Source organism: Paenibacillus jiangxiensis (genome assembly GCF_046098255.1).
In the GTDB taxonomy this organism is placed as follows: domain Bacteria; phylum Bacillota; class Bacilli; order Paenibacillales; family Paenibacillaceae; genus Paenibacillus; species Paenibacillus jiagnxiensis.
On record NZ_JBJURI010000017.1, the window covers coordinates 46,725 to 61,901 of the forward strand.

Here is a 15,177-nt window from a genome sequence, read left to right on the forward strand (position 1 = left end):
GGTTATTTTTGCATGATACATTGGTGCCAACTATAAAAACCCGGAGGACAGGCAGATATGTATACAGGCGCAGCGCTTTATCAGACTGAGGCGATCAGCCCTACCGAAGCCTTTGGTTTGGGGGAAGCTTTTTTCCATGCTATGGGTGTTAGTAAAATAACCGATGGAGGTTATTACAAGCTGCTTGAGGATGGAGACCATGACGGCGATTTCGATCTGGAGGAGGTACCCGCTGCAGCATTGAAAGAGAAGCTTCATGATGGCGAGGCAGACACCTTTTGGCTCTACGGCAATGCAAGCGATCCCTGGTCCGCTTCCTTTCATTATGCTACTGGCCGGTTCGGCAGCTTTCCCCATATCCAGCTACAGTTTGCCAAGCCTCTGAAAGAGCTGTACCCCGCTATCACCGGGTGGCTCAAAGAAGCGGCTCAACAATTTTCATTTCCATACGGCATTTTATATGAAGCTGACTCCCCTATACGCACATTAAATTATGCGGAAGGACATAATTTGACCACGCTGTTTCCGAATGAAAACGGATTTGCCTGGAGCCGTGAAACACCGGGATTGTATGAAAGGCAGGCCCGTTATACCGGTCAGATGCTGCGGATGGTATACCCGTGCAACTTGCTTAACTACAGACATCTGCACTTGCAGATCGGCGGAACTGCTCTGCAGGACTGGATTTCCGGTACGAAAACACACGGCTCGCTAACTCAAGCCGGAGATGACATGTGGATGTGGGAAGCCCCCTCGGAACAGCTTGCGGAGCTGAACAAGGCTCTCGGCGAAGCCGGCCTGCTCGTGGCATGGCGCCCTGAAGCACCCAGGAAAGCAAAACGCCGGCTGCCCTAAACGAAATCAGCTCAGATACTCGCCAAAGTAATACTCCAGCTTGTCCCGGGAATAGCCGTCTTCCCCACGCCAGGTTGCCACAGACCTAAAGTCCGTACCGCGTCCGCGTTCCTTGCGGAAATCATCCTGCGGGTGCAGCAGACCTGTATATCCCCAAATTTCCAGCACACTGTCCCGTTCATACTGATTGGACGGGAACACATTCTTCCATCGTTTCTCGAGCTGTCTTGCAGCATCCTTCTCGCTGCAGGCTTCCACCGCCTCAATCATTCGATGCAGGATGGCAACATCCTCCCCGCTTACAGTTAACTCCTCCTCTTTGCTGAGCAGTTCCAGGTCCATAAGACAATAGATCAGCCAGTTTAAACGGACACCTCCCCATTTCACCCGTTCAAAGTTCAGCACGTTCAGATCTTCATTCACATACTTTTCATTCGACATCAGCCTATGGTCATTGCAGTCCGCGCAGGCACTGTAGCCCGGCTGGATCGCCCCCCTCTGTTGATAGGTATGCAGAGGTAAATCATGGGTAAGCGCCCAACTGGACAATGCGCTCCGCAGATGAACTTTTCTCGTAGAAAGGCTATGCATAAAGGCGGAAACAACTATTTCCCGGGTCAGCACCTTTTCATGAAGATCTCGCAATTTTCGGACACACTCATCATGTGTCATCGTCAAATAATCGAACATCAGCCCTTTACTTTTGGCGTAGGCAAAATCCTCATCCGGACACGTAAATCCCCCGCTTTTCCAACCGGTTGAACTCCAGAACGTTTGCATTAATATTTTTTTCGCTTTTGTGTCCACGCTGTCTCCTCCTTTCTAACAGCTCTTGCAGCTTATTTAAAAGTCTCAGCCAGTTCCTTCTTTATGCTTCCTTCTGCCATTAAACCATCAATCCCGTCTACTTTTATGTATACTCAAAGCAAATGACGGCTTTACGAAGCACGCGCGAATAGAACAAATACACCGCGTCGGCACCGTAGGCCTGAAAATAATAACCGGTCAGACACCCGATATACGTAAAGACCTTCCCTTCCGGTGTGCGGGGCACGTGCAGTAAATTGGTTTGCTCAAAGCTCAGCCAGTCCTCCACAGACTCTCCCTCTTTCCGAAGCTCCTGCTGAGCCTTATCAGACAAAAAGCCGACATCATCAAGCAAACCGTTCACTTCGGGAAAGCTCAGCCCCCAGCCTTTCTCCTGCTTCTCCCGAAAATTCTCCTTCAGCTCCTCCGCTGAGGCAGCCGCCCGGCCAAAGGAAGAGTACGGGAAAATATGTCCTTTCTCTTCATAGAACTGCTTACGCGCAAGATAATCCCGCTCATTGTCAGCATATGCTTCTGTCATGGCCTCGTCCCCGGGCTCCTGCTGCAGCAGGAAATAGCTCCAATCCGCCTCAAAGCGGTATTTGCCATCCACCACATCGAAACCAAGCATATCCTCCCGTGTAAAGTCCCGGTGTTCCGACGCGGTGGCTTCTCCCACACATCCCTCATAAATTTCCTTGACCGATACGAAATGCAGCCACTGATCCTCCTCGGGGAACAGACACTTCAAATTCAGGGAGAGGATGGGCAGGAAGTGGCGGTGGTACAGCTCCAAATCTCCTACAAACACTTCCTCGTATGCGGGAAAGGGCCGGATATAGGAATCTGATATATTCATGAATACACTTCCTCCCTGATTGAACTTATAGTTTATTGAGGGGATAATTAATCCTCCGTCAGCTCCTCCAGCGACCGGTCAAGCCAGGTTTCGTACCAGTCCAGAAAGGTCAGCCGGGCTTTATTTGCAAAATAATGATCCGGATAAATGCCGTTGCTGTTGGCGCGGTCATCCACCCAAATCTCGCCGCAGGACTGTCCCTTAACGATGAGATTGATCGTTACGCCGCAGCCGAAATTGCTGATCCGCAGCATGCCCGCTGATTTCTCCGGACTGAAATATTGCTTTTCCAGCTCTGCGATTTGTTCCTCGCTTACATCATCGTCGTACCAATCAACATCGGGGTTCCATTCCTCCGTAAAGGGGAATTCACCGGAGACATCGTTCAGCAGATCCTTATAGTTAAGATCTGCATACACACCATCCTCCGGTTTCTCCAATCCGTAATAGGGACCAGCCCCGCCTGCGCCGGCCTGCAGCAAAAAAGCCCTGTAATCTTGCGGAAGATCTATTCGCCACGCTGCTTCAAACTGCCGGATTTCCTCCGGTGTTCTCACCGGCTCCAGCTTGTAATGATGGCTGTCGGCACCGAAAATATCGTATTCCTGATCTGTCTGCGCAAGCTGCCGCAGCTTGGCCAGAATACGCTCTATTTGCTGTGCGTACAAGGTTCTCCCTCCGTTCAATTTGTTCAATGACTAATGGCTCCCACTTACCATCGAAGCTGTCTCAAAAAAGTTCTCTCAAAACGCCAACCGGATCGGCCATAAAATCGGCAAACTTCGCCAAAGGGGCAAACTCCAGGTGTTCTTCATCGTAGTATCCTATTTTTTTGGGGCCCGGGTGCCACACGATCAGAATATGGCTGTAATTATCCACCCCGGCCGACAGACGCAGCAGCTTTTTGCGGTCAACCTTCATTTCGACGGTATCCGTCAGGCTCAAAAAATCAATGTATTTGATATCAAACTCATTTTCGGGGAGCGCAAGACGCAGATTGTCTCCGCTTAGAAAAGCGATCAGCTCTTGAGGAAGCTTATAGCTTTGCAGTGCGTACAGCTTGTTGCTCCGGTCATGAAATTCAGAGGGCTCCAGCGACTTCAGGTAAACGGCCAACTCGTGGTTCTTATTGGCAGCCGCAATAATGTACGGGCGCTCGCCGTTCTGCTCGGCCAATGTGACATCCGCCCCATGCTCGATCAGAAACCTTGCCATCCGCATATCGTTATTTCTGACCGCCACGGTCAGCGGAGTGGCCCGGTAAGGGTAGACCATGTCCGGTTCGTTGAAGTTGATGTCAACCCCATGCTCCAGCATATATGTCACGATTTTCAGGTTGCGATCCGAAACCGCGGTGCGCAGTGTTTTACCGCCATATTTGCGGATATCCAGTCCAAGCTCGTGGATGACCGGAATGTTTTTAACGTTTCCGTAATAGGCCTCCTGATAGGCGCTGGATTGGACAGAGTTCAGCAGATCCACCCGTGCCCCCTGCTGATGTACATAACGTACCGTTTCCTCGCTGCCATACCGGACAGCCAGAAGAAAAGCAGGCTTTTTCTCTTGATTCAATTCTGCTCCATGATCTATGAGCAGTTTTACAACGTCTAGCCGGTCCATAATCAGTGCGATTTCAAGTGGCAATAGACTCGTATATTTCCCAAGCTGAAGCGGGGCCTGTATATCCCATCCCTCGGCAAGCTGCCTTTGCAGTGCCGACATGTTTCCTTCATAGATATGCAAAGCTTCCTCCGGCAGAGACTCGAAGTTTCCTTTGTCCTTCAGTTTGTACACCACAGACCCTCCCATCATGCTTCCTTATTAATTGGCCGCAATTTCCTGCTCAGCTGCTGCCTCCATCAGCTGATGAATCTTCCGGGTCGTATTCACGTTGCGGACCGTCATATGCTTATATAGCTTGGTGCCCACCAGTTTGATCAATCCACTCCTTGAGGCATTCGCTTTACTGACGGAATACAAAATGACCCCGGAAGCAAACAGCACCGTGTCGATCTCCGGATTTATCGGAATCTGGTCGAGAACCGACCTGTCATTAATCTCATCCCACAGGAAAAGAACATCACCTTTCATTTGGGCATCATTGGTCCAGTGCTCAGGCAAGACTTTCATAACTTCCCTGATTTCCGGCAGATTACGGATAAGGACACGGATATTGAGGCCAAAGTCGGCGGAGATGCCCTGCTCCAGCTTGTCTGCCAACTCCTGGTGACTCATGCCTTCGCTGGAAAAAATGATGTTTCCCGAATTGATATAAGTGGTCACATGCTTCATGCCTGCTTTTTCAAACGTTTGCTTGAGCAGCTTCATATCCACCTTGTTGTTGCCGCCTACATTGATCCCTCTCAGCAAAGCGATGTAGATCAAGAGCTTCCCAACCCTTCTGTGATGTAATGAAAATATAATGGATCCGGTTATTTCAGGGGAATTTCATACAGCTTGATTGCGGTCTGCAGCGATTGCTGAAGGCGGCGTATCACCTCAAAAGCCGGTTCCAGGCTCTCCCCGATTCCATCCACAAAAAGGTCAACATGAAATTTCAGTGTTGTTCCGATCTGCCTGCCGAAAGGAGTTGAGGGCGGAAGCGCAAAGGGGCGAAGCTGAATCCGTGTTCCGCCACGCGCACAATCCCTTACGAACCAGGCAAGAAACTCCAGAGAATGCATGCTTTCCAGCGAATAGTCCGTGCAGAGCTCAAATTGGATCAGCACTTCATTCTCCAAGCCGCCGTTCGTGCGGAGCAAGGCTGCATGGGGAAGATGGGCGAACCCTGGACTCCCCAACAGCTCCGCGTTAATGGGCTCCAAATTTTCAACTCCGCTCTGGACTTCCGTAATTCCCTTTAACTGCATCAGGGTGTTATGGAATTTTTCAATATCAACGGGATAATGGCTCATATGCACTCCTCCAAAAATAATCGTCTACAGTTGTTTCGTCATCTCCCAGCCTTCCCGGCATGGGCGGCATTTGGTTAAATCCCCAAGCGGACAAAATGTTCTCCGATCGTTTCCTTTCGCTCGGTCCCCGATTGATTGATTCGGTCCTCTCCATGCAAATATCTGTATTCAACTGCGGTGGAGGCTTCAGGAATCCTTGCGTGAATACTGCTTCATGGACACGCTGGACTCCCTCACGATCAGCCGGGGCTCGAATTCCACCCGGTCATATTCGATATGCTGGGAGGATTGGATGCGCTTTAGCAGAAGCTCCGCGGCCAGGCGGCCAACTTCATTGCCCATGATCGAGACCGAGCTAATCTGCGGCGTAGTAACGGTCGCCCACAGGTTGTTGTCGATCCCGACAACGGCCACTTCCTCTGGCACCCGCACGCCCAGCTCCTTGAAGCGGTTCACAATCCCGATCGCCACCATGTCGTTTACCGCATAGATCGCATCCGGCATATTTTTCAGGTTGTAGAAATAATCCGCCGCCTGCCGCCCGGTTTCAAATGAAAAATCTTCGCCAAAGTAGACCAGCGAAGCGTCCACCTGTCTTAACGACTGTTCATATGCCAGATACCGCTCCTCAATCTTGTCCTTGGGAGCGCCCGCATAGGCGATCCTGGTTCTCCCGATCTGCTGCAGATGCTCCATCACCAGCTTTCCTTCCTGGCGGGCCAGGCCTACGACATCCGCCTTCAGGTCCAGGCTGAGCCTCTTCCCATAATTGATAACTGACACCGGAATCCCGCACTGGTTAATCATGTTCTCCAGCGTTTTCGGGTAAGCCAGCGGAAAAAGGACCAGGCCATCCACATGCATCTTCTTGACCTCTCTCAGGACCTCCAGCTCAAGACGTGCATTACCGAGCGTGTTAATCTGCACAACCCGGTACCCATGCTGTTTGGCAGCCTGTTCAACCGACCAGGCAATATCCGGGATAATGGCATTGCGGATATCGGGAACCGCCAGCGCAATCTGGCGGGTCTGGCGGATTTTCAGACTTTGTGCCGAAGTATTCGGAACAAAGCCCATCTCTTCCACCACCTGCAAAATACGCGCTTTTGTCTTGGCGCTGATGCCCCCGCTATTATTAAGCGCCCGGGATACGGTAGCGATGCCGACCCCCGCTTGCTTGGCTACATCCTCAATCGTGACCTTTTTTTTATTAGCCATGCGAAAATCCCTTTCATATAGGAATCGTTTCCGATAAATGCTGAAAATTTTCATTCTTTGCTTACATTATAACATGAACAAGCGCATAAATCGTAAAGCTGACAATCTGTAGCATAACCGCAGCCTAGTCATAGTATTAAGATCACATTTTCACAACCAATTTCGATTGACAATATGTCTAAAGTGTGACAATATATTTTTCGGAAACGTTTCCTGTTTTGTTTTTTATTTTAATGTTTTACGTATTCAAATTTTGAGGAGTTTTCATTTTTAGTTTGAATTGGGAGATGACTTCATTGAAAGCATTAAGATGGCATGGGGTAAAAGACGTAAGAGTGGACAACATCGAAGAACCGGCTGCCCTCAAGGGGAAGGTTAAAATAAAAATTGAATGGTGCGGCATTTGCGGCAGCGATTTGCATGAATATGCGGCCGGGCCGATTTTCATTTCGCAAAACAGCCCACACCCGCTCACAAATGAAAAAGCTCCTATTGTCATGGGACATGAATTTTCCGGGCAGGTTGTTGAAGTCGGGGAAGGTGTGACCAAGTTCAAGGCTGGCGACCGTGTTGTTGTGGAACCGATCTTTGCCTGCGGCAAATGTACAGCCTGCAGACAGGGCAAATATAATCTGTGCGAAAAAATGGGCTTCCTCGGACTTGCCGGAGGCGGCGGCGGTTTCTCGGAGTATGTCGCTGCAGATGAGCATATGGTGCATAAAATCCCGGACAGCGTATCCTTCGAGCAGGGTGCCCTCGTGGAGCCTTCGGCAGTTGCGCTGTACGCCGTTCGCCAAAGCCAGTTCAAGGTCGGAGACCGTGCGGTCGTGTTCGGAGCCGGTCCGATCGGACTGCTCGTCATTGAAGCACTTAAAGCCTCCGGTGCATCGGAAATTTACGCAGTGGAGTTGTCCGCTGAACGCAGAAATAAAGCGGAAGAGCTGGGAGCCATCGGCCTGAATCCGGCGGAAGTGGATGTCGTGAAGGAAATCCACCGCCTCACGGGCGGCGGCGCTGACGTCGCTTATGAGGTAACGGGCGTGCCGGTCGTATTGACTCAAGCCATTGAATCCACCAAGCTGAGCGGCCAGATTATGATTGTCAGCATTTTTGAGAAAGAAGCTTCCATTCATCCGAACCGGATTGTCATGCAGGAGCGCAACATGGCTGGCATCATCGGCTACCGCGATGTGTTCCCTGCTGTCATCAGCCTCATGAATCAAGGCTACTTCTCTGCAGAAAAGCTGGTTACCAAACGCATCGGCCTGGATGATATTGTGGAACAGGGCTTTGAAGCGCTGCTGAAAGAGAAAAGTCAGGTGAAAATCCTCGTTTCTCCAAATCTTTAATATTGAAAAAACGAAAATAGCCGGGCAAGGTGGATCATTCCACACCGGCTATTCTTCTGTCAACAAACAGGAGCAGGAAAACCTCCCGGCGGACGATCCTGGCCTGATATAAATTACTGCCTATTTTTATGATTTCGTATACTCTCTCGATTTTCCCAAAGCAGCTTACGAAGATTAGACTTCGAACCTTCAATCTTAAAATGAGGAATATGATGTTCTTTCGCAATAGGAATGCAGCTCGTTGTTGCCTCATGGGAGTTTGCAGTTAAAAGATAAAAAAGAGCATCGGCGCGGCGCAGCTTCGGATGAATTCTGGATGGCGTTTCTCCGCTATCATGATAGAACTCAGCTCCCGTTTCCTCGACAACGGAGTCGAACCATTTCTTTAATCCGCCGATGATGACAATCTTACACCCTTCGAGGAAGGGTTCGGCCTCGGCATTCGTCTGTTCATATTTCTCTTTTGACTCGGTACCGGTGCTTCCTTTGATTGACTGCTCTTTCTTTAGCTTCTCCTTGGTGAAGTATTCCCCTTCATACCTGGTGAAGAGCTTGGACAATCGGGCATGTTCCCCGCCATGAGCAACATTAAACAAACATGGATCGCCATCTTGAGGATTCTGAATTTCAATATCCTTTTCATACAATGGGAACCGACGAGTGGGATCAGACAGATCCACACAGTAGTATTTAAAGTGTTCGCCAAGTTCAATATACCCCATATATTGTGTAATTGGGGCATGGGTATCATCCCCTTGCAAAAGAACCCGAATAAAGTAATTTGCAGAACCATCAAATTTACGTGTTGGTTCACATTCAACTTCAGCTTCATGCTCTAAAGCCAAGGAATTTACCAATGACTCAGGAATATTGAAAGCCGCACCGTTTTCCAGCTTAATATAACCGCCATGATCCATTCTATAAAAGGTACCTATTTGTGAACGGAGAGTTTCATCGTTTTGAATACTTCCCTTTGGAGGCTCCTCAATCTGCAGTGCAGAATAATTTTTTTCGGGTGCTAATCGAACATCAGGTATTTTTACTTCTTCCAGAAGCAATTCCAGGGCATTCATGAGCTGAAAGTGATCGTTTATTTTTCTTCTTAGTTCTTCCCGCTCTGTCCGGATTTCAAGGCCGGCTTTCAGTTGAGCAAAATTTTGATCGATACCTTGACTCAGATACTCTAACAGCATCTTTCCTGCTTCGTTCAAAGATATATGGATAGAGGATTTTTCCTCCTTCATTTGCTTTAGAGCCGCTTCATACCTTTGAATGATCCTTTGTTCGCCAGCTATTAACTTTTCTATTTTATCCTCATAATTTTGAATTTTTAGCTGCTCATTGGCTATTTGCTTTTCAAGTATTTCCTGAAGGTTGTATATTTGAGCGTTCAGATGATCCTTTTCGATTTCCAGGTCAGTGGTTTTATTGCAATAAAATTTTGTGGACTCTTCCATTGCAGACAGCTTTCCTTGCAAAGAGACATTCTCTGATGTTAAAAGTTCGTTTTTTTGTTGTAAACGACTCAGACTTTTTTCTAAGCTCCTCATTTGTTTCTTTAAGCTTTCTGCTTCTTGCTCTGCCTTTACTCTTAGACCTCGTTCCTTTGCAACAAGAGAGCTCTCTTTTTCTTCTTTAGTTTCATCTTTTGCAACAGTCAGATCGTCAGTCACTGCCACTTCCTTTGAAACATCAGTAAAGGTTGTCATCTGCTCCCCAAGTTCAATGAGACGCTGCTCTATGTTGTTATCATGGATCGGAAACATGCGCAATCCCCAATAAAAGTGGGCCGGTCCATATTCCTCGATGATTCTGCGTTCTTCACACAAAAATTGATCAGCGGTGATTTCTTCAGGTTCGCCATAGATATCGAAAATAAGATTAGCAATTTGCTGGTACAATAATATTTTTGTTTTTTCTTTTGTATACTTCGTTCTTAATAAGGTGATTAGTTGAGAATCAGGAAAGGGTTTGTTAGAAAAGGTTTTGATGCGGATATTCATATTTAATGCGAAAGCTCTTTTTTTCTGGTCAGTAGATTCTTTTAACAGGAGTGATAATTCACTTAAAGGAAATGGAGAATTGATCTGCTTTAAAATAGCCAAGTTAAAACCTTCACTCAATTTTACCTCAGTCTCATCCGCCAACATTCCAAAAGTCTTCAAGAGTTTTTTATTTATCATCTGCTTCACTCCATTAAAAGTTTGATTAGAAATAAAACCTCAAAACAGACGAATAACGCCCTGCTGAGGCCATCGTTAGCAGAATATAATAGTTTATTATACCTTTGCGTCTTATGTTTGTATAACTACAATCAACAAAAAATAGCCGGAGAGGAGCTCACACTCCTCACCGGCTATTCATTTTAGTGAATATAGACACTGGAGCATGATTTACATTTAGAACCTGGAAGGTTCATTCTTGATCTGGCTCCATGTATAGCGCAGCATCCATACATCCCAATCGGTGATCACCTGGGAGTTGCCGGCCCACATAATAGTTGGGACAGGAAAACCGCCCGGAGGCCGATCCTGAGGCTGATAAAAATCAGGCAAGCCGAAGCCATGCCCTATTTCGTGGCTGACAATCACGTTCGTGCTGGAATTAACCGTGCTGAGGATATAATCCTCGGACATCCGCTGCCCCCAGTCTCCGCCAGCTCCTCCACCAAAGTTGGTAGTCCCCCAAAGATACATGTCAAATCGTTTGTCTAATCCGCCGGGATATTGATAGTTCGGGTCGTTAAAATGGTCAAATCTCGACAAAGCGCTTGGCGCCACCGGCAGCTTGGCGGGAATGCGCGGATCAGTTTTGCTCAATTCGTCGATGATATAATCCGTATATACGATTTCATTTGGCTGCTTATTCTGAATCTGATTCGCATTGGCAACTGCCCAGCCAACAACTTTGACTTGAATTTGGCCGTATGGCCAGCCGTCATAACCTTGAAGATGCTTGGTCCAGTTATCCATTTGGCGCTGAAGCATGGCCGCGATATCTCTACGCTGCTGAAGTGTAACCGCTTTGTCAGACTGCCAGCGTACCACATAATTTATGGTCCCTTTCCCCGCAAAAATCTGATCAAATATCAGATTCCTTCTGACGGTAGAACCTTCCCTGACCATTCTATTATTCCAAACCCATTCAATAGACGATCTGTAAGCAGACGGCATATCCGCAGGCGTTAAGGCTGAAACTGAAGGGGAAGTATTTTCAGAGTTTTCACCGGCATTAGCGGTTAACGAGGCTCCTGTCGTTGTTAGAAGCAATGTGGAAGCTATTATGGAAATGAATAACGTGCGGATCCCTATCATCTTGAACATGGAATTACCTCCTTCTTGTCATTGAAAATGCATGCAGACAATGACCAGCGGCGAACCTCCAATCTATCAAAAAGGGGTTATTTCCAATTAAATAGAATAAATTGGATGATCAAATTCTAACATTAACATTCAATAAATTGTAGTGACATTTTATATAAAATTTCTTTTATTAGAAAAATTAGTATAAAAATCCGATAGAAAAAGGCCATCCAGGGAGCTTCCCTGAACGGCCGCTTTATCGTTGGTTTATTGCACTCAGATCGCCGTTTCACACGAATTATCTGGCATTTGCCGCACTTTTCAATCGGCGTGCAATCTCAGCGAAATCCTCTTCTGAAATGCCTGGAGCGAATTCTTCCTCTACCTCCGGATACTCAGGCACTGGCACGCCTTTCGGAACCCCATGTATCACTTCAAGCGGCTGACCGTCCTCCGGATGAGGCCCCTTCCAGATTTGGTCAATCATCTTGAAGTCGCTGTCACTATAAGTGTAGAGCTTGGTATGAACGCCCTTCTCCTCATACTTTCTCGCTTCGCTGAACTTTCTGTTATCTAGTGAAGGAATAGTTCTTTAAATCTAATTTGTAATGTACATCTTTAGCATCTTCTTCCGGAGTGCCTGCTCCAATAGGCGGATGAACTACCAATGTATCATCTTCAACAGCTGGCATCGGTTCAGCTTCAGAATATAAAAGAGTTTTATGGGTATTTCCATCAACAACAATTTCTAAAGGAAATGCATCCCCGCTTTGCTTATCAATTGCAAATACATACCCTTGCCTTTATCCGTTTGTTGCTCCGCCCGGATCGATTGGTCCTCATTCACAGAATCAATAGCAAGCGAAGCTGTAAGAGCAGATTTAGGGAATGCGCTAGAAATCTCCCATGAAGTAATTCGTTCATTGGAAGTTGGGGTGTTGGAGTTAGTAGCGGATTCAGGGGTAAATGGCTCTGATTTTTGTTCACTGTTACACCCGACGAGCAAGCTAAACAACAATATCAATGAAGTTAATAGCAAAACATGTTTATAGATGATAATCCTCCCGCTTTCATATTTGTTTTCCTTTCGGGAATCACTTCGGCAAACAAAGGCTGCACTTTTCTGCAAATGGATGCCTTTAGTCACATAAAAAAATAGGAATCTGCTCAGAGAGGAATTTTTTGCCGAATGTGCTACTCTATACAGGCATTATAAAGAAGATTTATACAGGGGGAAATATGCTTAGAAAAATATGGTTTACTTATGGCGTAATCACACTCCTCGCAGGATTGATGGCAGCATGCAGCAGTGACCGGAATAACAGCAGCTCCGAACCTGTTAACACCGTTCCTGCCAAGACAGAAAGCAATCAACAAGCAAGCGAAGAGCCAAGATCCATCGATCTTGGAAAAGCAGAAAAGGGAACCTACATCAACGACTACTTTGGCGTTTCGTTCAGCTATCCTGAAGAATGGCATGTGCTGGACGCTGAAGCCCTCAATGAGGTGGTGGAGGTCGGCTCGGATATGATTCAAACGGACAGTGCATTAGAGAAGATGTCCCTGAAGTGGGCACAAAAAAGAGTGCTGAATCTGTTCGAAGCGTCCCAGTTCCCTTTGAGCGAAAGCACTCCAAATACGTCAGTTATGGTGGTAGCGGAAAAAATCCTCAAGCTGCAGAACATCAACTCAGGCGCCGAATATTTGGAAGCATCAAAAAAAATACTTATGAAGTCAGAGCTTCCCTATGAGTTTGAACCTATTATACCTGTAACTGTAGGCGGCAAGACTTTCGACGTGATGAAGGCGTCTATAGATTTTGGCGGCAATGAAATCATTACGCAATATTACTACAGCATCCTTTTGGATAATTATACTTTTAATATCATCACGACCTCTTACGATGACGAAAGTCAGGCTGTAGTGCAAAAGATTATCGACTCAGTTACATTTAAATAGAAAAAAGGCAGAGCTTAAAAAGACAGGTCCCCCGGCCGAGACCTGTCTTTTGCTTTATACGGTGATCTTATTTCGGAGTTGAATTCTGGCTCAGCCTAACAATCAGCGCTTGACAGTCAAGCCGGTAACCGATCATGGCAAGAAATATCGGAAGGGCGTTGAAAGCTTGAAGACAGGGAAGGCCGGTGGTTGGTCGGCAGATCAACATCCACTGTCCGGACGCTTTGCACGATTATCCCGTTTGATCCGGAAGCAGAGAGCAAGATAAATTCAGGCGAAGAAAATATGTTTGGGAGAAGCATACATGTTCGAGATCGTTAGATAGGTTTGTGAGAAGAAGGTTTAGGAAAAGTGAAGCAGACCTGACGGGAGGAAGGGGCAAGACACCGGGGAAAACGAAAGGACCATGATTAGCCCTCCACCCTCTCCCCCTGAACAAAAGGGATAATCGTGCAAAGCAGCATGCAGGGATACCCAGACACGAACGCTATAAAAACAGCCACCTCAGAGCCAAAGTCATAATTTATTTTGTCAAGCACTGATCTCGGTTTTGAGCCGGAATTCTTGAATGTTATTCCTCCAGATAACGGCTTAGTTCCTCTATGCAAAAATCGGCTTTGAAATCACAGATTTCAATTTTTAGTCAATTTCAATCCAAGCTCCTGCGTAAGGAGCGACCCTTCAAGCTCTCGCCGCAGCTTCGACATATCATTTCTCCTCTCCAGACAGCGTAATAAGCTGTCCTGGGTTTTGAAATAATGAAGGCAAGAGCCGAAAAGCCTTATTCCTTTGCTGCTCAAATTTCTTTCGCTACGGAGTACTAGTTCTAATTTACTCCCAGGGGGCATGTCTTAAAGCATAAGAAATCTCTCTATTAATGCGGATTCCGCCGTGACCGGGAAGCGTCTGTATCGGCACGTCCGGCCCCTGATGCAGCATTAATACACGCGGGCCCTTGCGCAGCAGCCCTTGCAGCTCTCTCAGGTAGTCCGCTTCCGGCATTCGGTTCGGCTTGTCCGTTCTCCCTGTAACGCCTCCAAGTCCCGCAACCAGCATCCCCCCATGCCATGCTGTCCTGGGTGCAGCATACCAATCCATGCCCGCTGCAGCCGAGTGTGCTATTCTAAATTGATCATTATTAAAAAGAATCTTTCAGAGGGGGAAATATGTTTATAAAAATATGGTTTACCTATGGTGCAACACTTCTGATCGCAGTATTACTGACCGCCTGCAGCGGTGAACAGAACAAGGACAGCGCTGAGCCCGCTGGCTTGATACCCTCCCAAGCTGAAACAGATCAGCAAGTAAATGAAGAGTACCAAACCATCGATCCGGGAAAAGTTGAAAATGGCACTTATTCTAACGATTATTTCGGTATCTCTCTCAACTTTCCTGAAGAATGGCTTGTAATGGACACGGAAGCCCTTAATGGAGTAATGGAGGCAGGCGCAGATACAATTCACTCGGACAGTACATCAAAGAAGAAAGCCTTGGAAAGAGTACAACAAAGAGCGCTGAATCTGTTTGGGGCGTCCCAATTCCCTATGGGGGAGAGCGATACAAATGCGTCAATTATGGTACTGGCACAAAGAATCAACGGGCCTCGGGACAACTACTCTGGAGCCGATAATTTGGAGGCGGTCAAAAGAGGATTTATGGAAGCAGAGCTTCCCTATGAGTTTGGGCCAATTACATCTGCAGCTGTAGGAGGCAAGACCTTTGACGTAATGAAGATCACTGCTGATTTGGATGACAACGAAACCGTTACGGAATATACTTACACCATCCTTTTGGATGATTACATTTTTAATATTCTCACTGTCTCTTATGATGACGAAAGTCAGGCTGTAGTACAAAAGATTATCGACTCAGTTACATTTAAATAGAACAGATCCAGAACGCAAAAAGACAGG

15 protein-coding genes and 1 pseudogene are annotated in these 15,177 nt (G+C 47.1%); 4 read left to right on the forward strand and 12 right to left on the reverse strand.

Annotated elements, in window-relative coordinates; translation table 11 throughout:
• Positions 1-57: 57 nt before the first annotated feature.
• Entirely contained in the window at positions 58-855 is a 798-nt protein-coding gene (locus tag ACI1P2_RS16980; protein WP_355321037.1) for a hypothetical protein, read from the forward strand.
• 6 nt (positions 856-861) lie between these two features.
• Here the strand turns inward: ACI1P2_RS16980 and ACI1P2_RS16985 are convergent, their stop codons facing one another.
• The 7 genes from ACI1P2_RS16985 to ACI1P2_RS17015 all read right to left on the reverse strand — a co-directional run bounded on the left by ACI1P2_RS16985 (position 862) and on the right by ACI1P2_RS17015 (position 6,654).
• Entirely contained in the window at positions 862-1,662 is an 801-nt protein-coding gene (locus ACI1P2_RS16985; RefSeq protein ID WP_355321038.1) for a hypothetical protein, read from the reverse strand.
• Positions 1,663-1,765: 103 nt separating this feature from the next.
• Entirely contained in the window at positions 1,766-2,521 is a 756-nt protein-coding gene (locus ACI1P2_RS16990; protein WP_355321039.1) for a siderophore biosynthesis protein, read from the reverse strand.
• Between the two features lie 47 nt (positions 2,522-2,568).
• Positions 2,569-3,216 carry an SMI1/KNR4 family protein gene (locus ACI1P2_RS16995; protein WP_355321040.1) on the reverse strand — a complete coding sequence of 216 codons (648 nt, stop codon included), beginning with the start codon at positions 3,214-3,216 and terminating at the stop codon, positions 2,569-2,571.
• 34 nt (positions 3,217-3,250) lie between these two features.
• A complete protein-coding gene (locus ACI1P2_RS17000) occupies positions 3,251-4,315 on the reverse strand; it encodes an ankyrin repeat domain-containing protein (protein WP_355321041.1) in 1,065 nt (354 codons plus the stop codon).
• Between the two features lie 27 nt (positions 4,316-4,342).
• Positions 4,343-4,906 carry a DUF1697 domain-containing protein gene (locus ACI1P2_RS17005; RefSeq protein ID WP_355321042.1) on the reverse strand — a complete coding sequence of 188 codons (564 nt, stop codon included), beginning with the start codon at positions 4,904-4,906 and terminating at the stop codon, positions 4,343-4,345.
• Positions 4,907-4,953: 47 nt separating this feature from the next.
• Positions 4,954-5,436, reverse strand: coding sequence for a hypothetical protein (locus ACI1P2_RS17010; protein WP_355321043.1), 483 nt, complete (start codon positions 5,434-5,436; stop codon positions 4,954-4,956).
• Positions 5,437-5,622: 186 nt separating this feature from the next.
• Positions 5,623-6,654 (reverse strand): LacI family DNA-binding transcriptional regulator, encoded by a 1,032-nt coding sequence (locus ACI1P2_RS17015; protein ID WP_355321044.1) that lies wholly within the window; start codon positions 6,652-6,654, stop codon positions 5,623-5,625.
• A 296-nt stretch (positions 6,655-6,950) separates the two neighbouring features.
• Here ACI1P2_RS17015 and ACI1P2_RS17020 point away from each other — a divergent pair, with 296 nt between their 5' ends.
• Positions 6,951-8,003 (forward strand): 2,3-butanediol dehydrogenase, encoded by a 1,053-nt coding sequence (locus tag ACI1P2_RS17020; RefSeq protein ID WP_355321045.1) that lies wholly within the window; start codon positions 6,951-6,953, stop codon positions 8,001-8,003.
• A gap of 113 nt (positions 8,004-8,116) precedes the next feature.
• On the opposite strand, the gene ACI1P2_RS17025 is transcribed toward ACI1P2_RS17020, so the two are convergent.
• From ACI1P2_RS17025 to ACI1P2_RS17040, 4 genes and pseudogenes are all read right to left on the reverse strand, one after another.
• Positions 8,117-10,186 (reverse strand): hypothetical protein, encoded by a 2,070-nt coding sequence (locus ACI1P2_RS17025; RefSeq protein ID WP_355321046.1) that lies wholly within the window; start codon positions 10,184-10,186, stop codon positions 8,117-8,119.
• 216 nt (positions 10,187-10,402) lie between these two features.
• The gene (locus tag ACI1P2_RS17030) at positions 10,403-11,326 is read right to left on the reverse strand and encodes a dockerin (RefSeq protein WP_355321047.1); all 924 of its coding nucleotides are present in this window, start codon (positions 11,324-11,326) and stop codon (positions 10,403-10,405) included.
• A gap of 277 nt (positions 11,327-11,603) precedes the next feature.
• A pseudogene (locus ACI1P2_RS17035) lies at positions 11,604-11,891 on the reverse strand (manganese catalase family protein); the annotation flags it as partial.
• Between the two features lie 162 nt (positions 11,892-12,053).
• On the reverse strand, positions 12,054-12,452 hold the full coding sequence (locus ACI1P2_RS17040; protein WP_408976255.1) for a hypothetical protein: 399 nt from the start codon (positions 12,450-12,452) through the stop codon (positions 12,054-12,056).
• Between the two features lie 92 nt (positions 12,453-12,544).
• On the opposite strand from ACI1P2_RS17040, the gene ACI1P2_RS17045 reads away from it, so the two are divergent.
• On the forward strand, positions 12,545-13,264 hold the full coding sequence (locus tag ACI1P2_RS17045; protein WP_355321049.1) for a hypothetical protein: 720 nt from the start codon (positions 12,545-12,547) through the stop codon (positions 13,262-13,264).
• An 831-nt stretch (positions 13,265-14,095) separates the two neighbouring features.
• Here the strand turns inward: ACI1P2_RS17045 and ACI1P2_RS17050 are convergent.
• A complete protein-coding gene (locus ACI1P2_RS17050; RefSeq protein ID WP_355321050.1) occupies positions 14,096-14,362 on the reverse strand; it encodes a hypothetical protein in 267 nt (88 codons plus the stop codon).
• Between the two features lie 68 nt (positions 14,363-14,430).
• Between ACI1P2_RS17050 and ACI1P2_RS17055 the strand changes: the two genes are divergently transcribed.
• A complete protein-coding gene (locus ACI1P2_RS17055) occupies positions 14,431-15,150 on the forward strand; it encodes a hypothetical protein (RefSeq protein ID WP_355321051.1) in 720 nt (239 codons plus the stop codon).
• Positions 15,151-15,177: the final 27 nt, after the last annotated feature.